The 19,458-nt window shown below is 64.3% G+C and carries 15 protein-coding genes and 1 pseudogene; 12 read left to right on the top strand and 4 right to left on the bottom strand.

The features are described from left to right. The coding region (locus ENZ75_RS01910; protein ID WP_164887710.1) for a thioredoxin domain-containing protein at positions 1–1,885 on the bottom strand (1,885 nt) is incomplete at its 3' end. 64 nt (positions 1,886–1,949) lie between these two features. On the opposite strand from ENZ75_RS01910, the gene mnmE reads away from it, so the two are divergent. The 7 genes and pseudogenes from mnmE to ENZ75_RS01945 all read left to right on the top strand — a co-directional run bounded on the left by mnmE (position 1,950) and on the right by ENZ75_RS01945 (position 9,859). Continuing rightward, positions 1,950–3,281, top strand: coding sequence for a tRNA uridine-5-carboxymethylaminomethyl(34) synthesis GTPase MnmE (gene mnmE, locus ENZ75_RS01915; RefSeq protein ID WP_127224152.1), 1,332 nt, complete (start codon positions 1,950–1,952; stop codon positions 3,279–3,281). Between the two features lie 299 nt (positions 3,282–3,580). After that, positions 3,581–5,461 (top strand): annotated as a pseudogene (mnmG, locus tag ENZ75_RS01920) (tRNA uridine-5-carboxymethylaminomethyl(34) synthesis enzyme MnmG). Continuing rightward, a complete protein-coding gene (gene rsmG, locus ENZ75_RS01925; protein ID WP_063169597.1) occupies positions 5,458–6,090 on the top strand; it encodes a 16S rRNA (guanine(527)-N(7))-methyltransferase RsmG in 633 nt (210 codons plus the stop codon). Before mnmG ends, rsmG begins: the two are co-directional and overlap by 4 nt. Positions 6,091–6,142: 52 nt before the next feature. Further along, a complete protein-coding gene (locus ENZ75_RS01930; RefSeq protein WP_013528736.1) occupies positions 6,143–6,943 on the top strand; it encodes a ParA family protein in 801 nt (266 codons plus the stop codon). Between the two features lie 63 nt (positions 6,944–7,006). Then, positions 7,007–7,897: a ParB/RepB/Spo0J family partition protein gene (locus tag ENZ75_RS01935; RefSeq protein ID WP_013528737.1), complete on the top strand. Its 891-nt coding sequence runs from the start codon at positions 7,007–7,009 to the stop codon at positions 7,895–7,897. Between the two features lie 513 nt (positions 7,898–8,410). Further along, positions 8,411–9,037, top strand: a complete 627-nt coding sequence (locus ENZ75_RS01940) for a DUF1326 domain-containing protein (protein ID WP_063169596.1) — start codon at positions 8,411–8,413, stop codon at positions 9,035–9,037. Positions 9,038–9,070: 33 nt separating this feature from the next. Further along, a complete protein-coding gene (locus tag ENZ75_RS01945; protein ID WP_013528739.1) occupies positions 9,071–9,859 on the top strand; it encodes a DUF2182 domain-containing protein in 789 nt (262 codons plus the stop codon). 45 nt (positions 9,860–9,904) lie between these two features. Here the strand turns inward: ENZ75_RS01945 and holA are convergent, their stop codons facing one another. Beyond that, entirely contained in the window at positions 9,905–10,948 is a 1,044-nt protein-coding gene (holA, locus tag ENZ75_RS01950) for a DNA polymerase III subunit delta (protein WP_013528740.1), read from the bottom strand. A 410-nt stretch (positions 10,949–11,358) separates the two neighbouring features. Between holA and ENZ75_RS01955 the strand changes: the two genes are divergently transcribed. The 4 genes from ENZ75_RS01955 (at position 11,359) to lpdA (ending at position 16,525) form a co-directional block, all read left to right on the top strand. Further along, the gene (locus tag ENZ75_RS01955; protein WP_063169595.1) at positions 11,359–12,591 is read left to right on the top strand and encodes a 3-methyl-2-oxobutanoate dehydrogenase (2-methylpropanoyl-transferring) subunit alpha; all 1,233 of its coding nucleotides are present in this window, start codon (positions 11,359–11,361) and stop codon (positions 12,589–12,591) included. Positions 12,592–12,594: 3 nt separating this feature from the next. Beyond that, positions 12,595–13,608: an alpha-ketoacid dehydrogenase subunit beta gene (locus tag ENZ75_RS01960; protein ID WP_013528742.1), complete on the top strand. Its 1,014-nt coding sequence runs from the start codon at positions 12,595–12,597 to the stop codon at positions 13,606–13,608. A 1-nt stretch (position 13,609) separates the two neighbouring features. Next, the gene (locus ENZ75_RS01965; RefSeq protein ID WP_063169594.1) at positions 13,610–14,926 is read left to right on the top strand and encodes a dihydrolipoamide acetyltransferase family protein; all 1,317 of its coding nucleotides are present in this window, start codon (positions 13,610–13,612) and stop codon (positions 14,924–14,926) included. A gap of 201 nt (positions 14,927–15,127) precedes the next feature. After that, a complete protein-coding gene (gene lpdA, locus ENZ75_RS01970) occupies positions 15,128–16,525 on the top strand; it encodes a dihydrolipoyl dehydrogenase (RefSeq protein WP_063169593.1) in 1,398 nt (465 codons plus the stop codon). 235 nt (positions 16,526–16,760) lie between these two features. Here lpdA and ENZ75_RS01975 read toward each other — a convergent pair whose 3' ends face one another. After that, positions 16,761–17,864 (bottom strand): saccharopine dehydrogenase family protein, encoded by a 1,104-nt coding sequence (locus ENZ75_RS01975; RefSeq protein ID WP_024504078.1) that lies wholly within the window; start codon positions 17,862–17,864, stop codon positions 16,761–16,763. A gap of 115 nt (positions 17,865–17,979) precedes the next feature. Between ENZ75_RS01975 and ENZ75_RS01980 the strand changes: the two genes are divergently transcribed. Continuing rightward, positions 17,980–18,408 (top strand): Lrp/AsnC family transcriptional regulator, encoded by a 429-nt coding sequence (locus tag ENZ75_RS01980; RefSeq protein ID WP_013528746.1) that lies wholly within the window; start codon positions 17,980–17,982, stop codon positions 18,406–18,408. A 51-nt stretch (positions 18,409–18,459) separates the two neighbouring features. On the opposite strand, the gene ENZ75_RS01985 is transcribed toward ENZ75_RS01980, so the two are convergent. Next, positions 18,460–19,458 (bottom strand): HAMP domain-containing sensor histidine kinase (locus ENZ75_RS01985; protein ID WP_164887711.1); only part of this gene is annotated, 999 nt, incomplete at its 5' end.

Raw genomic sequence — 19,458 nt, forward strand, 5'->3', positions numbered from 1 at the left:
CTGCCGTACCGATCGGCACGACGATGTCGATGCGGCGCGGGTCCGGGTTTCGATTCGCAACCGGAACGAGCTTTGGATCTGTGAACTCATCCACCAACACCAGCTTGAGCGGCTCGATCGCCAGCGCGCAGGCATTGACGATGCCGGCCTGGCCATAGGCCTGCTGCGCCGCGCGGCCGGCGGCATGCTCGGCGACGTGCCAGGCTCTCTCCTGCAGCTCGAGATTGCCGGTGACGGAGGCGAGCCTGACCAGCGCCTCGATGATCTGGCCGGTGGCGGACGGAATGGCTTCGTCGACATCGCCGCGGATGCGGATCGGCACGTCGGTGCTGTCGGAAGCAGTCAGGTAGTAACCTGTCTTCTCGGCGTCGGCGTGCCAATGCTCGAGCTGCTCGACAAACTGGCCGGCCTGGTCGACATAGCTCCAATTTCCAGTGGCCTCGAACAGCGAGATCGCTGCGTTGGCCATGGCGGCATAGTCGCTGGACAAAGCAGGGAACAGTTTTCTGGCACCGAGCATCGAATGCGGCAGGCGGCCGTCGCGGCTGGCAGCGCTGATATGGGCAAAGGCCTTTGCCGCCGCATCGATCCAGTCAGGCCGCGCCAGCGCCCGGCCGGCCTCGGCAAGCGCCGCGATCATCTGGCCGTTCCAGTCGATGAGGGTCTTTGCGTCAAGGCCGGGCCTGACCCGCTCTTCCCGGACAGCAAGGAGTTTCGCCTTGAGCGCGCTGATCTCTTCGCGGTGGATCACATATTGCGATTGCTGGGACCAGGTTTGGTGGACGACCGGCTCGCCTTCCCAGCCATGCGGGCTGGAGAGCGTGAAGTGCTTGAAAAACAATGCGGAATCGTCGCCAAGGGCGGCTTCGATCTCGTCGCGGCTCCAGGTGTAGAACAGACCTTCCTCGCCGTCGCTGTCGGCATCGAGACTGGCGGCAAAGGCACCGCCGTCGACGCGCATTTCGCGCAGCAGCCAGCCGATCGTCTCTTCGATTCGCACCCGGAACAATTCATTGCCGCTTGCGGCATAGGCCCAGTTGCAGAAGCGGAGGAGCTGGGCATTGTCGTAGAGCATCTTTTCGAAATGCGGCACCAGCCACTCGGCATCGGTCGAGTAGCGGCTGAGCCCGCCGCCGATGTGGTCGTAGATGCCGCCGCGCAGCATCTGTTCGAGGCTGTTGAGGACGTCGTCGCGATGGGCGGCATTGCCATCACGCAGCCAGGACAGCCACAGCGTTTGCATGAACGGCGCGTTGGGAAATTTAGGCGCGCCGCGCAATCCGCCGAGATCACGGTCGATCATGCCGTCGATGCCCTTGGCCAATTCCGCCAGCGTGGCGCGGTCGAGCACGGTTCTGGCATGCGAACCGGCGAGCCTCGCCTCGACATGCGTCGTCAGGCCGTCGGCGCTCTGGTTGAGGCTCGCCCGCTTCTCCCGCCACGCCTTGTCCACCGCCTCCATCACCTGGATGAAGCCGGGGCGGCCGTAGCGCGGCTCGCGCGGAAAATAGGTGCCGCCCCAGAACGGCTTGCCGTCCGGGGTCAGGAACATGGTCAGCGGCCAGCCGCCCTGCTCGCCCATCGAGGACAGCGCCGCCATATAGATCTGGTCGATGTCCGGGCGCTCCTCGCGGTCGACCTTGATATTGACGAACAGACGGTTCATGACGGCGGCGATGCCATCGTTTTCGAAGCTTTCATGCGCCATGACATGGCACCAATGGCAGGCGGCATAGCCGACCGAGAGCAGGATCGGCCTATCCAGCGCTTTCGCCTCTTCGAGCGAAGCCGGCGACCAGGCCCGCCAGTGGACGGGATTGCCGCTGTGCTGCTGCAGATAGGGGCTGGCTTCTTCGGCAAGCAGGTTTTGCGCGGGCAGCGTCACTGGGCAAACTCGGGTGCGATTGGCTGATAGGCGTGAAGCTAGGGCGGTTCAGTAGAGCGGGCAAATGATTTCAGGCGATTCCATCGTAGCGCTGTCGAGCGGCCGGCTGCCTGCCGGCGTCGCCGTCATCCGAATTTCCGGCCCACAGACTCGATTCGTCGTCGAAACGATTGCTGGGGCTATGGTTAAGGACCGCGCGGCGGCTCTGCGCAAGATGCGGGCACCCGATGGAGCCGTGCTCGACACCGGGCTGGTCGTGTTCTTTCCCGGTCCGGCCAGTTTCACCGGCGAGGACGTCGCGGAATTCCACGTTCATGGCGGCCGTGCCGTTGTGGCAAAAATGCTGGAGACGATGACCGGGTTTGACGGCGTCAGGCACGCGGAACCGGGCGAATTCACGCGTCGCGCCTTTCTGAACGGCAAGGTAGACCTGGTCGAGACCGAGGCGCTGGCGGATCTCGTCAATGCCGAGACGGAGGCGCAGCGGCGCTTCGCGGTGCAGAATGCCGACGGCGTACAGAGCGAACTCTATCTCGGCTGGCGCCGCAGGCTGATCCATGCCCGCGCCATGATCGAGGCCGAGATCGATTTCGCCGACGAGGAAGACGTCCCTGGTTCCGTTTCGGATGCGGTCTGGTCTGATGTCAGAACGATGATCGACGAGATCGACCGGCACATCGCCGGATTTCGCGCCGCCGAGATCATTCGCGACGGCTTTGAGGTCGTCATCCTCGGTGCCCCCAACGCCGGTAAGTCGAGTCTGTTCAACGCCCTGGCGCGGCGCGATGCCGCTATAGTAACGGATGAACCAGGCACGACCCGCGACCTGCTTGAAGTGACACTTGATCTTCAGGGGCTGCGTGTCCGGCTTACGGATACGGCCGGGTTGCGCGATGCGCCGGGGAAGGTCGAGGCGATCGGCATCGAGAAGGCGAGGGCCAAGGCGCATGGCGCCGATCTCTTGCTGTTGCTTCACGACATGGCGAAACCAAGGGATGTCGGTGAGCTGCCGACCGTGGCGCCCACCCTGCTTGTCGGCACCAAGCTTGATCTGATCGACGGCCGTGCAGTGCCCGACGCGACCGCCGACTATGATCTTGTCATCTCGGTGGAGGAGGGGACCGGCGTGGAGGAATTGCTGGCGGAGATTGGCCGGCGCGCGTCGGAGTCAGCCGGCAGCGTCGGCGATGTCCTGCCGTCGCGCCTTCGCCACGTCGAATTGCTTGGCGAGACCAACCGCCATCTGCATCGCGCCACTGACGGCCGGATGAACGAGCAGGAGTTGCGCGCGGAGGAGTTGCGGCTCGCCGCCGATCGCCTCGGCCGAATCGTCGGCGCCATCGACGTCGAGGACATGCTGGACGTGATCTTCTCGCAGTTCTGCATCGGGAAATGACTCACGTGAAACAGGGTCGCTGCGGCGTGAGCTCCCTTTAGATCGTATGTTGCTTTGCTGCATGGCTTCGTGATTTTCGACGAACCCCGAAGGCGGGTAGGCTTCATCTGGGCCACCACCGCGCTGCGCCGCCTGCATGACTCACGTGAAACGTGTCAGGCGGCCCGATGACTCACGTGAAACACTGGGCTGACTAGCGGCGCGGCTGTTTCACGTGAAACTTGTCGCGGAGTTTTCTTGACAGCGTCGCTCCGCAGGGACATGTGTCCCTCATTCTTCTGAGTCCAGGACGTTTGGAAATGACCAATCGCTATGATGTGGTTGTGGTGGGCGGCGGCCACGCGGGTTGCGAGGCGGCCAGCGCTGCCGCGCGCGCCGGCGCCAGGACGGCGCTGGTGACGCTGCGTTTCGACACGATCGGCGTCATGTCGTGAAACCCCGCGATCGGCGGGCTGGGCAAGGGCCACCTGGTGCGCGAGATCGATGCCATGGACGGCCTCATGGGCCGCGTGGCGGATGCGGCCGGCATACAGTTCCGCCTGCTCAACCGCCGCAAAGGCCCTGCGGTGCGCGGCCCGCGTACGCAGGCCGACAGAAAGCTCTATCGCCTTGCCATGCAGGAAGCGATTCGGCAGCAGAACGATCTCGACGTGGTCGAAGGCGAGGTTCTGGACTTCGAGATCGCCGACGGGCAGATCACGGCGGTTCTCCTAGCCGACGGCCGGCGCCTGGTCTGTGGCGCGGTCGTCCTGACGACCGGAACTTTTCTGCGCGGGCTTATCCATATCGGCGAGAAGAAGATCGTCGCCGGCCGCATGAACGAGCAGGCGAGCCTCGGCCTGTCGGCAACGATGGACCGCGCCGGCTTCAAGCTTGGACGGCTGAAGACCGGGACGCCGCCGCGGCTCGATGGCCGGACCATCGACTGGGCGTCGCTGGAAAGCCAGGCGGCGGATGCGGATCCGGTGCCGTTCTCGCTGATGACCGACCGTATCACCACGCCGCAGATCGATTGCGGCATTACGCGGACGACGACCGCGACGCATGAGTTGATACGCGCCAATCTCGGTCGCTCGGCCATGTATTCCGGATCGATCGAAGGCGTTGGGCCGCGCTATTGCCCGTCGATCGAGGACAAGATCGTCAAGTTCGGGGACAGGGACGGGCACCAGATTTTTCTGGAGCCGGAAGGCCTGGACGACGACACCGTCTATCCCAATGGCATTTCGACCTCGCTGCCCGAGGATGTGCAGCTCGACATCTTGAAAACCATTCCGGGGCTGGAGCGAGCCGTCATGCTGCAGCCCGGCTATGCCATCGAATATGATCATGTCGATCCGCGCGAGCTGCATCAGACGCTGGAGACGAAGCGCGTCAGTGGCCTGTTCCTCGCCGGGCAAATCAACGGCACGACCGGCTATGAAGAAGCGGCCGGGCAAGGCTTGCTTGCCGGCCTCAATGCGGCGCGGCGGGCGGCGGGCAGCGAGCAGATCGTGCTCAGCCGCACCGAGGCCTATATCGGCGTCATGGTCGATGATTTGACCAGCCGGGGCATTGCGGAGCCCTACCGGATGTTCACGTCGCGGGCCGAGTTCCGGCTGTCGCTACGCGCCGACAATGCCGATGAGCGGCTGACGCCCGTGGCTGCGAAGCTTGGCATCGCCTCGGCGCAGCGAATGCGACGCTACGGGGATGTCATGCAGAATCTTGATGAAGCGCGGGAGCTGGCGAAGTTGCTCACAATGACGCCCAACGAGGCGGCGCGTCATGGGCTGGAAATCAACCGGGACGGCGTGCGCCGGTCCGGTTATGAATTGCTGTCCTATCCCGACGTCGACGTGGCCTGGCTGGGTCGTATCGATTCGCGATTCGCGGCGATCGACGGCAAGACGGCGGAGCGCCTCGAAACAGAGGCGAAATATTCAGTCTATCTCGATCGCCAGAAGACGGATGTGGCGCAGATCCGGCATGAAGAGAGCCGGCTGATCCCCGAGACGGTCGATTTCGCCGGAGTGCCGGGTCTGTCGAACGAGTTGAAGCAGAAGATGCAGGCGCGGCGGCCGCGCTCCATCGCCGATGCCCAGCGCATGGAAGGCATGACGCCGGCGGCGCTGGCGATCATTGTCGCGCATGTCCGTCACGCGGAGAGCGCCCAGCGCCTGCAAAAGGATGTTGCGTGAGTTCTATGACCCTAGCGAGCCTGCAGGACACGGCAGGCCCGGTTTCACGTGAAACATTCGATCGGCTGGTGGCGTTCGAGCAGATGTTCCAGAAGTGGAATCGCAGCATCAATCTGGTGGCGCAATCGACCTCGGGCGACGTCTGGCAGCGTCATATATTGGACAGCGCGCAGCTCGCGCGCATAGAGCCCCAAGCCACACGCTGGGTGGATATCGGCTCAGGCGGCGGATTTCCGGGCCTTGTCATGGCTTTCCTGCTGGCCGAGCGCGACGGCGCCAGCATCGATCTGGTTGAAAGCAATCGCAAAAAAGCATCCTTCCTGCAGACCGTCATTGGGCAGTTCAGCCTGCCGGCGCGGGTGGTGGCGCGCCGCATCGACGACAGTCATGCGCTTGTTTCGACGCCGCAGATCGTCACGGCGCGGGCGCTGGCTCCGCTTTCGACGTTGCTGGACCTGTCGGCGCCCTGGCTGATTTCAGGCGCGCGCGGCCTGTTCCACAAAGGCCGGGATTACCGCACCGAAGTGCAAGAAAGCGTTCACCGATGGTCCTTCGATCTGGTAGAACATCCCAGTGTGACCGACGCTGGCGGCGTCATCCTGGAATTGTCCAACCTGCGACCTGTCTGATCCGTCACTGACAGGCGATTTGGCGCCCAAAATGAATTTCTGGCATAAACCCATGATGAAGAATGGCCCCCGAATCATCACCGTAGCCAACCAGAAAGGCGGCGTCGGCAAGACAACCACCGCCATCAATCTGGCGACCGCGCTGGCCGCGATCGGCGAAAAGGTGCTGATCGTCGATCTCGATCCGCAGGGAAATGCCAGCACCGGCCTCGGCATCGACCGCAAGGATCGGACGGTGTCCTCCTATGACGTGTTGACCGGCGAGTTGGAGCTGGAGGCCGCGGCCATCCCGACGGCGGTGCCCGGCCTGTCGATCGTGCCGTCGACGCTCGACCTGCTCGGCATTGAAATGGAGATCGCCTCCGCGCCCGACCGGGTGCTCAAGTTGCGTAATGCGCTGCGCGCCGCGACCGAGCGCGGCGCACCCTTTGGCTATGTGCTGATCGATTGCCCGCCATCGCTCAACCTTTTGACCTTGAATTCAATGGCTGCGGCCGATTCTGTTCTTGTGCCGCTGCAATGCGAGTTCTTCGCGCTCGAAGGTCTCAGCCAGTTGCTGGAGACGGTCGAGCAGGTGCGCCGCTCGATCAATCCGGATCTCACCATCCAGGGCATCGTGCTGACCATGTATGACGGCCGCAACAATCTCGCCAACCAGGTGGTGCAGGATGTGCGGGCGCATATGGGCGACAAGGTCTACGAGACCGTCATCCCGCGCAATGTGCGGGTGTCCGAGGCGCCGTCCTACGGCAAGCCGGCGATCCTTTACGATCTGAAATGCTCGGGCAGTCAGGCCTATCTGCAACTGGCGTCGGAAGTGATCCGCCGCGAGCGCAAGTTACGCGCCGCTTGATTAGACTCCCTGCAATTTAAAGAGCCGATTCGATACCGAAACGATCCGGAACCTGGAATAAAGATGAGCGAAGACCTTTCGAGAAAGAGACTGGGGCGTGGGCTGGCGGCGCTGATCGGCGAGATCGATCGCCCAGCTGCGCCTGAAAAACCAGGCATGAGCGCCGACGGCAAGGTGCCGATCGAGTTCCTGACCCCCAATCCGAAGAATCCGCGGCGGCATTTCGGCGACGCCGAGCTGACCGACCTTGCCCAGTCGATCCGCGAACACGGCGTCGTCCAGCCGGTGGTGGCGCGTCCTTCGCCGGCACAGGCCGGCCGTTACGAGATCATCGCCGGCGAGCGGCGCTGGCGCGCGGCGCAGCGCGCCGGGCTGTCCGAGATCCCGGTCATCATCCGCGAGGTCAACGACCGCACCGCGCTCGAGCTGGCGATCATCGAAAACGTCCAGCGCACCGACCTCAATGCGGTCGAGGAAGCGCTTGGCTATCAGCAGCTGATCGATGAGCACGGCTACACCCAGGCCGATCTCGGCCAGGTGATCGGCAAAAGCCGCAGCCATGTCGCCAACACGCTCAGGCTCCTGAAGCTGCCGGATGTGATCCGCGACATGCTGGTCGACGGCGCGCTGTCGGCGGGCCATGCCCGCACGCTGGTGACGGCGGAAGATCCGGCCGGCCTTGCCAAGCGTATCGTCGAAGAGGGCCTTTCGGTGCGCCAGGCCGAAGCGCTGGCCCAGATACCGGCCGGCACCAGCAGCACCAAGGAAGCCAAGCCGGCGCCAAGTCCGGAGCAAAAGGACGCCGATACGCTGGCGCTGGAAAAGCTGTTGACCGATACGATCGGCATGATTGTGTCAGTGGATCACAAGGGCAAGGGCGGCACTTTGCGGGTTTCATACCGGTCGCTGGAGCAGCTTGATGAGCTGTGCAGAAGGCTGAAGCAGGAGCGTTAGTTAGCCGGCGAAGTATATTGAGACCGGAGATTGCGCATGTGGAAAGGGGCTGGCCGTTTGGCCGGCCTTTTCCTTTTGGGGCGCTCGTGATTGGCGAAATCGGTGACGCCGCGAATCTCCCTCCTTGAGGGGGGATGGCCGGCAGGCCAGAGGGGGTCGCCCCACATCAAGCGCCGGGCCCCTGCGGGAACGAAGAAGAGGTCAGCGCCCCACGCGCGGCGGCCCCCTCTGTCGCCTTCGGCGACATCTCCCCCTCGAGGGGGAGATCAGGCTCGCTCCCCAGCCTCGCGCTCTCAACCGCGATCCCAAGCAGCGCCTGCCGCCAGCCCTGCCGCTCGCGGCTTGACAGTGCCAGGCAACGGCGTAACCTATATTAGATATGGCTTAAATTATGTGCCCTAGCGTGCCGGTCAGTCGAGGCGGGGGCTATTTGCCGTTCCTACAACAATCGTGAAATGGCACCGCCCCGCCAATGCGATATGCCGACGCGCCTGACGCAAGTGGGAGGTGCAAATGGCAGTCCGTTGGCAATTGTCCGGAAGTTACTTCGAAAATTGTAGCTGCGATGTCGTATGTCCTTGTCTGCTGTCCACCAACGCGCAGCTGACATCGAAGCCGACGAAAGGTGTTTGCGACGTCGGTTTGGTCTTTCATATCAACACGGGCAACTACGGCGACGTTCGATTGGATGGGCTCAGTGTCGCGATGGTCGCTCACACGCCGGGTCCTATGGCAAACGGCAATTGGACGGCCGCCGCCTATATCGACGAACGGGCCGATGACAGGCAAACAGAGGCGCTAGGTGCCATCTTCACCGGCGCTGCGGGCGGCCCTATGGCGGTGCTGGCACTCATGATTGGCACGAATCTTGGCGCCAAGAAGGTGCCGATAAGCTACCGGATAGACGGCAAGAAGCGGTCGGCGGAGATTGCGGGCGTCATGCAGATGGCGGTCGAGCCGCTGCCGACAATGCGCGAGGACGGGCAGATGTGGGCGGCCACAGGCCATCCTGTCAATCCCGATTGGCTCGCCCTGGCGATGGGGGCGGAAGGCAGTACATTCAGCGATCATGGCATGAGCTGGGACAATTCCCGCCGAAACGGACATTACGCCCCGATCAATTGGTCTGGGCAGCAGTAGCCGTAGGCAGCGTAGCACGGAACGACCTCGTCCATGGCCCCGACGTTGCAGCGATACATCATTCTCGCGCTGCTGATCGCTATCGCTGCGGCGGCGTGGACCCTGCTTGTCTGGCAGCAGATGGGCATGGACGCGGACATGCGCATGGAAATGTACGCACTCACCATGGGTATGAAGGCGCCGCTGTTTCTTGCCATCTGGATGATCATGATGATTGCCATGATGTTTCCGACGGCCGCGCCCATGATCCTGACGTTTCACCAGGTCCAGGCCGGCAAACAGAGCCGGGGCGAGACCTTTGTCTCGAGCTGGGTGTTCGTGGCCGGGTATATGCTGGTTTGGGGCGTGATGGGCGTTATCGCCTTTGCCGGTGCGGCGGGTGCGGAGATGCTTGCCGGGCATGTGGGTTTGTCCGCTGCGACGGCCGCGCGTATCGGCGGCGCGCTGCTGATGATTGGGGGCGCCTATCAACTCTCCCCACTGAAAGATCTGTGTCTGGCCAAATGCCGCACGCCGATTGGCTTCATCCTGACCTCATGGCGCGATGGTTATTGGGGTGCGGTTCGCATGGGCCTGGAGCATGGACTTTTTTGCCTGGGCTGCTGCTGGCTTTTGTTTCTCGCCCTCTTTCCTCTCGGGATCATGAACGTCGCCGCAATGGCCGTGGTCACCTTGCTGATCTTTGCGGAAAAGACCCTCCCGTCCGGAGGTGGGATCGCAAAGGTGTCGGGTATCGCTCTGCTTCTTTACGGCGCGGCGGTGCTGGTCTTTCCACAGGCGCTGCCAACCTTCCAGCAGGTGGGCGCCATGACAATGAATTGACCGATGGAGGCAGCGCTCGGCGCCGAGAAGAGGAGGATCGCTCTCCTACCGCTGCGCCAACCTGCTGCTCTCCACCGCAATGCCAAGCAGCGCCTGTCTTGCCAGCGCGACGGAAAGATCCGGCCGCCGCCTGGTCTGCAGCACCGCCGTCTGCAGCCGAGTCAACGCGCGGCCGAGCGCTTCGGTGCTCCAGCGTTCCAGCGCTTTCTCCACCAGCTTGCGCCTGGAGAAAAACACCGGCGGGCGGGCGGCGGCAACGACCGAGGCGGCGTTGCGGTTGCCGGACTCCATCTGGCCGCGCATGATCTGGATCTGCTGCAACTGCCGCATTGCCGAGGACAGCACCAGGAAGGGCTGGCCGCCGGACTGGCAATGGCGGGTGAAGGCGGTGTCGAAGTCGCCGATCTTGCCTTCGAGAAGCGCGTCGACCGCGTCGTCGAAAGACGCGCCGGAGACATCACCTGACATCGCTTTGACCTCCTCCAGGCCGATCTCGGTCTGGCCATGGGCGTAGAGCACAAGCTTCTCGATCTCACCGCGCGAGGCCAGCCGGTCGCCGCCGAGATTGCGGCGCAGCGCCTGTCTCGCTTCCATGGTCATCGACATGCCGGCCCTGCCCAGTTCGCCGTCGATGACGGTGTCGATGTCGCGGGCTTCATCGGCATAGCAAGGCAGGGCCATGGCGTTGTCGGCCGCCTCGACGATGGCGCGCAGGCCGACACCTTTCTTGAGGTCGCCGGCCTCGATGAGAATGATCGCATCGCGCGCGGGCTCGGCCGTCAGCGCCTTGACGTCGTCGGCCAATGCCTTCTGGCCGCTGGCATTGCGCACCCACAGCAGGCGCCGGTCGGAAAACATCGGCACGGTGCGGGCCTCGTCGAGCAGCCGGCCCTCGTCTCGGTCGACCTCCGACCCCTCCAGCCTGACCACCGAGAAGGGATCGTCGAGCGGCAGGCCGGTCTTGCCGGCAAAGGCCTTTGCTCGCTCGGAGACGAGGCCGCGATCGGGGCCGTAAAGCAGGACGATGGAGATCCGCTGGTCCGGCTTCGCGAGCCAGCCATCGACCTCATATGCTTTCTTCTGTGCCATGGCGGGTTGGTTAGCATGATGTGGGGGCGGCATCCAGCTTGGGCGAACGGTCGACCCCCACTCCGTCGAGCTTCGCTCGACACCTCTCCCCCGATCGACGGGGGAGAGGAAGGGCGCGAGTTGGCCAGCCTTGGCTCCCTTCCTCTCCCCCGATCGACGGGGGAGAGGAAAGGCGCGAGTTCGTCGACCAATCACCTTATCTGCCGGCAAACCTCGCCCAACCTTCCCTCTAATTGCGCGCCACCGCCCAACATCGACAAGAAATTTCGCGGACATATCTTCATCTTGGGTGCGGGAGGCTGGATCGGCCGGCGTGGCCGGGACCGACGTCCGCAGGCTACCCGACGAATTCGCACTGGCGGCGCAGATATGCAAATATCTGTTCCGGGCAACATTGGAGGACAAAGGTCATGGCCGATGCTGGGATGTTGCGTTTCCACGTTCCGGAGCCGGAAGTGCGGCCGGGCGGAACGCCTGACTTTTCCAATGTGCCGATCCCCAAGGCCGGCTCTGTGCCGCGCCCGGAGATCGATGTCGATCCGCGCACCATCCGCGATCATGCCTTCTCGATCATCCGCGTGCTGAACCGCACTGGCGAGGCCGTCGGCCCGTGGGCCAGCCTGCTGTCCAGCGACGAACTTCTCACCGGCCTGCGCCACATGATGACGCTGCGGACCTTCGATGCGCGCATGCAGATGGCGCAGCGGCAGGGCAAGACCTCGTTCTACATGCAGCATCTGGGCGAAGAGGCTGTGGCTTGCGCCTTCCGCAAGGCACTGGCGCCGGGCGACATGAACTTTCCGACCTATCGCCAGGCAGGGCTGCTGATTGCCGATGGCTACCCGATGGTCACGATGATGAACCAGATCTATTCCAACGAAGCCGACCCGCTGAAGGGCCGGCAATTGCCGGTCATGTATTCTTCGAAGGAGCACGGCTTCTTCTCGATCTCCGGCAATCTGGCGACGCAGTACATCCAGGCGGTCGGCTGGGCGATGGCCTCGGCGATATCGAACGATTCACGCATCGCAGCCGCGTGGATCGGCGACGGCTCGACGGCCGAGTCCGATTTCCATTCGGCGCTGGTGTTCGCCTCCACCTACAAGGCGCCGGTCGTGCTCAATGTCGTCAACAACCAGTGGGCGATCTCGACCTTTCAAGGCATCGCGCGCGGCGGTTCGGGCACGTTCGCGGCGAGGGGCCTCGGCTTCGGCATCCCGTCACTGCGCGTCGACGGCAACGACTATCTCGCGGTGCATGCGGTCGCCAAATGGGCGGCGGAGCGGGCGCGCAGCAATCTCGGGCCGACGCTGGTCGAATATGTCACCTACCGTGCCGGCGCACATTCGAGCTCGGACGACCCGTCCGCCTACCGGCCGAAGACCGAATCCGACGCCTGGCCGCTCGGCGACCCGATCGTGCGGCTGAAGAACCATCTCATCGCGCTCGGCGTCTGGTCGGACGAGCGGCACGCGCAGGCCGAGGCGGAAATCCTCGACACGGTTATCGCGGCGCAGAAGGAAGCGGAAAGCCACGGCACGCTGCATGCCGGCGGCAAGCCGTCGACGCGCGACATGTTCGAGGGGCTCTATGCCGAGATGCCGCCGCATCTCAGGCGCCAGCGCCAGCAGGCGGGAGTCTGAGCCATGCCGAGACGGACCATGATCGAGGCCATTCGCGATGCCATGGATGTGTCGATGGGGCGCGACGAGAAAGTCGTCGTGTTCGGCGAGGACGTCGGCTTCTTCGGCGGCGTCTTCCGCTGCACGCAGGGCTTGCAGGCCAAATACGGCAAGAGCCGCTGCTTCGATGCGCCGATCAACGAATCCGGCATTGTCGGCTCGGCCATAGGCATGGCCGCCTATGGCTTGAAGCCGTGCGTGGAAATTCAGTTTGCCGACTACATGTACCCGGCCTACGACCAGCTGACCCAGGAAGCGGCACGGCTGCGCTACCGCTCCAACGGCGATTTCACCTGCCCGATCGTGGTGCGCATGCCGACCGGCGGCGGCATTTTTGGCGGCCAGACGCACAGCCAGAGCCCTGAGGCGCTGTTCACCCATGTGTCGGGGCTGAAGACGGTGGTGCCGTCCAACCCGCACGACGCCAAGGGGCTTTTGATCGCGGCGATCGAGGATCCGGATCCGGTGATCTTCCTCGAGCCGAAGCGGCTCTACAACGGTCCGTTCGATGGTCATCACGACCGGCCGGTGACGCCCTGGTCGAAGCATGAGCTGGGCGAGGTGGCCGACGGCCACTACACGGTGCCGCTCGGCAAGGCGGCGATCCGCAGGGCAGGCTCGGCCCTCACCGTGCTCGCCTACGGCACCATGGTCTATGTCGCGCAGGCGGCTGTCGAAGAAACCGGCATCGATGCCGAGATCATCGACCTCAGGACCCTGCTGCCGCTTGATCTCGATACGATCGTCGCCTCGGTGAAAAAGACCGGGCGCTGCGTCATCGTGCATGAGGCGACGCTGACCTCGGGCTTCGGCGCCGAGCTGTCGGCGCTGGTGCAGGAAAACTGTTTCTATCACCTCGAAGCGCCGGTTGCTCGCGTTGCCGGCTGGGACACGCCCTATCCGCATGCGCAGGAGTGGGATTATTTTCCCGGTCCCGCCCGCGTTGGCCGTGCCTTGCTTGAAACCATGGGAGCCTGAGATGGGCGAACACATCATCAAGCTGCCCGATGTCGGCGAAGGCGTCGCCGAGGCCGAGCTGGTCGAATGGCACGTCAAGGTCGGCGATATCGTCCGCGAGGACACTGTGCTCGCCGCAGTCATGACCGACAAGGCGACGGTTGAAATCCCCTCGCCGGTTGATGGCGAGATCCTGTGGCTGGGCGCCGAGATCGGCGACACGGTGGCCATCGGCTCGCCCATCGTGCGGCTGAAGGTGGCGGGCGAGGGCAACGCCAAGCCGCAAGGCGCCGAAGCGGAAGCGGTGTCCGCTGAGCCTCCGGCAAAACTTCCGACGCCGAAGCCCGAGGCTGCTGCGCCGGTCGTGAAGACATCCCCAAAGAGCGACGAGCCCAAGGCGAAACCGGCAGCCTCACAGAAAAGCACGGCGCAGCCTTCCGTCTCCGGCGCGCCGCGGCTTCAAGGCGAAAGACCGCTGGCGTCGCCGGCCGTTCGTCTGCGGGCAAAAGAAGCCGGCATCGATCTCAGGCAGGTTGCCGGATCCGGTCCGGCCGGTCGCATCGGCCATGAGGACATCGAAGCGTTCCTGGCCCGCGGGCCGCAGGTCGCAAAGGCATCCGGCCTCGCCCGCAACGACGCTGTGCAGGATATCAAGGTGGTCGGCTTGCGGCGCAAGATCGCCGAGAAGATGTCGCTGTCCAAATCGCGCATTCCGCACATCACCTATGTCGAGGAGATCGACGTCACCGCACTGGAGGAATTGCGCGCGGCGCTCAACAAGGAGAAGCGTCCTGGCGTGGAGCGGCCGAAACTGACGCTGCTGCCGTTCCTGATGCGGGCGATGGTCAAGGCGATCGCGGACCAGCCCAATCTCAATTCCCTGTTCGACGACGAGGCCGGCATCGTCCATCAGCATGGCGGCATCCATATCGGCATCGCCGCACAGACGCCGTCGGGGCTGGTGGTTCCGGTGGTCAAGCACGCCGAGGCGCGCGACATCTGGGATTGCGGCGCCGAGGTCATCAGGCTGGCCGAGGCGGCCAAGTCCGGCACGGCAACACGCGACGAGCTGTCCGGCTCGACCATCACCATCACCTCGCTCGGCGCCATGGGCGGCGTGGCGACGACGCCGGTCATCAACCATCCGGAAGTGGCGATCGTCGGCGTCAACAAGATGATGGTGCGGCCGGTGTGGGACGGCACCCAGTTCATGCCGCGCAAGATGATGAACCTGTCGTCGAGCTTCGACCATCGGGTGATCGATGGGTGGGATGCGGCGGTGTTCATCCAGCGGATCAAGACGCTGCTGGAAACGCCGGCGCTGATTTTCGTGGATTGAGGGGATGAGAACGGTCGCAAGGGCTCCCTCACCCGGATTGCCAAAACCGAATTGCGAAGGGCAATTCGGGGCAATCCGACCTCTCCCCGAGGGGAGAGGAGGTCGCCGGCGTCTGTGCTCGCCTCTTCTCCCCACCGGGGAGAAGGTGGCCGCGAAGCGGCCGGATGAGGGGGCCTTCGCCACCAGAAAGAGCGTGCCATCATGAAAGAAATCTCCTGCAAGCTGCTCGTCATCGGCGCCGGGCCGGGCGGCTATGTCTGCGCCATCCGGGCCGGACAGCTCGGCGTCGATACGGTGATCGTCGAGGCCGGCAAGCCGGGCGGCACCTGCCTCAATGTCGGCTGCATCCCGTCCAAGGCGCTGATCCATGCGGCGGAGGAGTTCGAGAAGGTGTCGCACATGGCGGGCGGCAAGAGCCCGCTCGGCATTTCGGTCACCGCGCCGACGCTCGATCTTGCCCGGACCGTCGCCTGGAAGGACGGCATCGTCAGCCGGCTCAACAGTGGCGTCGCCGGCCTGCTCAAGAAGGCAGGCGTGAAAACCGTGCATGGCTGGGCGAGCTTTCGCGACGGCAAGACGGTCGCGGTCGAGACCGAGACGGGCGTGCAGGTGATCCGGGCCGAAACGATCGTCATCGCCTCCGGCTCGGCGCCGGTGGAGCTGCCGTTCCTGCCGTTTGGCGGTCGGGTGATTTCGTCAACCGAGGCACTGGCACTCAGCGACGTGCCGAAAAATCTCGCGGTCGTCGGTGGCGGCTATATTGGGCTGGAACTGGGCATGGCATTTGCCAAGATGGGCGCTGAGGTGACCGTGATCGAGGCCTTGCCGCGCGTGCTGGCGCAGTATGATGCCGAGCTGACCCGGCCGGTGGTCAAGCGGCTCACCGCGCTCGGCGTCGAGGTGATGCTGGGCGCCAAGGCCAAGGGGCTTTCAACCAAGGGTGACGCGTTGCTGGTCGAGACCTCGGACGGCAAGAGCGCCAAGGTCGCCGCCGAAAAAATCCTGGTCACGGTCGGGCGCAAGCCGGTGACCGAAGGCTGGGGGCTCGAGCAGATCGACCTCGACATGGCCGGCAAATTCATCCGCATCGACGACCAGTGCCGCACCTCGATGCGCGGCATCTTCGCCATTGGCGACGTCACCGGCGAGCCGATGCTGGCGCACCGGGCGATGGCGCAGGGCGAGATGGTCGCCGAGATCGTTGCCGGCCACAAGCGCAGCTGGGACAAGCGTTCGATACCCGCCGTTTGCTTCACCGATCCCGAACTGGTGACCGCTGGTCTTTCGCCGGAAGAAGCCAAGGCGCTCGGCGGCGAGATCAAGATCGGCATGTTCCCGTTCGCGGCCAACGGCCGGGCGATGACGAAGCTGGGCGAGGACGGCTTTGTCCGCGTCTTGGCCCGCGCCGACAACCATCTGGTGCTCGGCATCCAGGCGGTCGGGCAGGGTGTGTCGGAACTGGCGGCGGCGTTCGGGCTGGCGCTGGAGATGGGCGCGCGGCTGGAGGACATCGCCGGCACCATCCACGCGCATCCGACGCAGGGCGAGGGATTCCAGGAAGCAGCGCTGAAGGCGCTGGGACACGCGCTGCATATTTAATTCGCGATGGCGCAAAAGCGGTGATGCCGGCGGGACAGCGCCCCCCTCTGTTCTGCCGGACATCTCCCCTCAAGGGGGGAGATTGGCAGTTTCGGGCAACCTGCCTCTTCCAAAACTTTCAAAAATTGGCGAAATCTAAGATGACAGCCGATCTCCCCCCTAGAGGGGGAGATGCCCGGCAGGGCAGAGGGGGGGCACTGTCCCGCCCGCCTCTCCACAAGAGAGACACGCCGCTTCACCCCGCCAGCCGACTCACCATTTCGTGCTGGGCATAGGCGCGGCCAAAACGGTTGGCTAGAAACGCGTCCAGCGCGATGTCTTCCTGCTTGATGAAGCCGGTCGCCGGCAGGCTGCCGTCGGCCAGCATGTCGAGCACGGCGCAGATGCCGGACGCCGTGGTGATCTGGATGGCGCTGCGCACCACCTGGCCGATACGCTGGGAATAGACCTTGTTGGCGTAGGTCTCCTGCAGCAGGCGGCCGTTCTTGCGGCCGGAGACGGTGACGAAGACGATGACGACGTCCTGCAATGTCGCCGGCAGGGCGCTTTCAAAAATGTCCTTCAGCACGTCGCGGCGATGGCGCAGGCCGAGGTCGTTGAGCAGCGCCTTCATGATCGCGGCGTGGCCGGGGTAGCGAATGGTGCGGTAGTTGAGCGTGCGCACCTTGCCCTTCAGCGTCTCGGCCAGTGTGCCGAGGCCGCCGGAGGTGTTGAATGCCTCGTAGGTGACGCCGTCGAGCGAGAACTCCTCGCGCTCTTCCAGCGGCGGCACCTCGACCAGCTCGCCTTCGACGATCGCCTCGCAGGGCTCGCAATATTCGTTGATGACGCCGTCGGTGCTCCAGGTGAGATTGTAGTTCAGCGCGTTGGACGGGTATTGCGGCAGGGCGCCGACGCGCATGCGCACGCTTTCCAGCGAATCGAACCGGCTGGCGAGATCGTTGGCGACGATCGAGATGAAGCCCGGCGCCAGGCCGCATTGCGGAATGAAGGCGCTTCTGCCCGAACGCGCCAATTCCTTGACGCGGCGGGTCGAGACGACGTCCTCGGTCAGGTCGAGATAGTGCACGCCGGCACTGGCCGCCGCCTCGGCGATGCGGGTGGTCAGATGGAAGGGAGCGGCGCTGAGCACCGCGAATTTGCCGGCGAGTGCGGCTTCAAGCGTGCCGGACGCTTCGATGTCGAGCTCCAGCGTCGCAACCGTGGCCGGGACTTCGGCCGCTGCGAGCTGTGCTGCCGAGCGGTCGACGAGCGTGACCTGATAATCTCCCGTGGCGGCGAGCATCTCGGCAATGGTCGAGCCGATCTTGCCGGCGCCGACAACGACAATTTTCTTCATGACAAATCCCTCACTGGTTGTGAGCACAGATTCGCAGCTTGCCCGTCGAAAGGAAGCGTGGTTCTGTACGAAACGAACCCATTGATTGGTCAGTCCGCCGAGAAGAATCGTCGAAATGCTCAGCGATGCCGAACAGACCCTGCTTTCGCTGCTGCGCGAGAATGCGCGCGCCTCGACCGCCGAGCTGGCGCGGCGGCTTGGCGTCTCGCGGACAACCGTGCAGAGCCGGATCGAACGGCTGGAGCAGCGCGGCATCATATCAGGCTACGGCGTGCGGCTGGCGCCGGATTATGAGCAGGGGCTGGTGCGGGCGCATGTGCTGCTCACCGTGACGCCCAAGCTTGCCGACAAGGTGGTGCGCGGCCTGCGCGGTTTGGCGACGGTCAGGACGCTGCATTCGGTCAGCGGCAATTTCGACATGATCGTCATCGTCGATGCGCCATCAATCCGCGACCTCGACATGCTGCTCGATCAGATCGGCGCCATGGATGGAGTCGAGCGGACGCTGTCGTCGATCATCCTGTCGACGCGGATAGATAGGTGAGGGGACCTCTCAACCCAAGCTGGGCTTGAACAGCACCAGCCGTTTCGCCGGCTAATCCGTAGCCAGCGGAAAACGCACCACCACCGCAAGTCCCGGTCGGCAATCCTCGAGCGTGATCGATGCGCCGTGCAGATCGGCGATGGCCCGGACAAGGCTGAGCCCGAGGCCGCTGCCTGATGTCGAGCGGCTGTGGTCCAGCCGGTAGAGCCGCTGGAACACTTTCTCGCGCTCTGCCGCCGGAATGCCGGGACCGTTGTCGGCGACGCCCGCAACGACGCGTTCGTCCTGGCGCGCCACCGACAGCTTTATCGTCGTGCCCGATGGACAATGGCGCAACGCGTTCTCGACCAGATTGGCGAACATCTGCGTCAGCAGCTCGCGATCGCCATGGATCCGGTCCGTCGTTTCCTGTGGTTGCGCCAACGACAGCGACTTTCCGTCGTCCTCGGCAACATCGGCATAGATCTCGGCGATGGTTTGCAGCACCTCGCCCAGATCGACATCGGTGAACCGCGCCCGGCGGGCGCCGGCCTCGATCTGCGCGATGCGCAGCAGGGCATCGAAGGTCTCGTTGATCTGCAGGCTCTCGGCATGCGCCTCCGCCAGTTCAGCGGCGATTTTCCGGCCCGACAGGTTCTTTTCCGACGCGGTGTCGAGGATCATCTGCAACCGGTTGAGCGGCGTCTTCAGATCGTGGGCGATGTTGGCGCTGACCTGTTTCATGCCTTCGACCAGCGCCGACAGGCGGTCGAGCGCGGCATTGACCTGGCTGGAGACGATGTCGATGTCGTCGCCCTTGCCGGTCAGCGGAATGCGGGTGTCCAGCCGTCCATGCGAGACATCCGCCATGGTGGCGGCGATGCCGTCGAGACGGCGCTGGACGCGCGAGGCGAGCAGGGCGCCGCCGGCGACCGCCAGCCCGGTGATGATCAGGGTTCCCCAGCCAAAGCTCATCAGCACGATCCTCTCCAGCTCCTCCGTCTCGGAAAGGCTGAAGGCGACGGTCAGCGTGTTGCCGCCGACCGGGCCGGAATAGGCGCGGTACTCGGC

Origin of the sequence: Mesorhizobium sp. M7A.F.Ca.CA.002.04.1.1 (genome assembly GCF_004022805.1) — a bacterium.
GTDB lineage: Bacteria > Pseudomonadota > Alphaproteobacteria > Rhizobiales > Rhizobiaceae > Mesorhizobium > Mesorhizobium ciceri.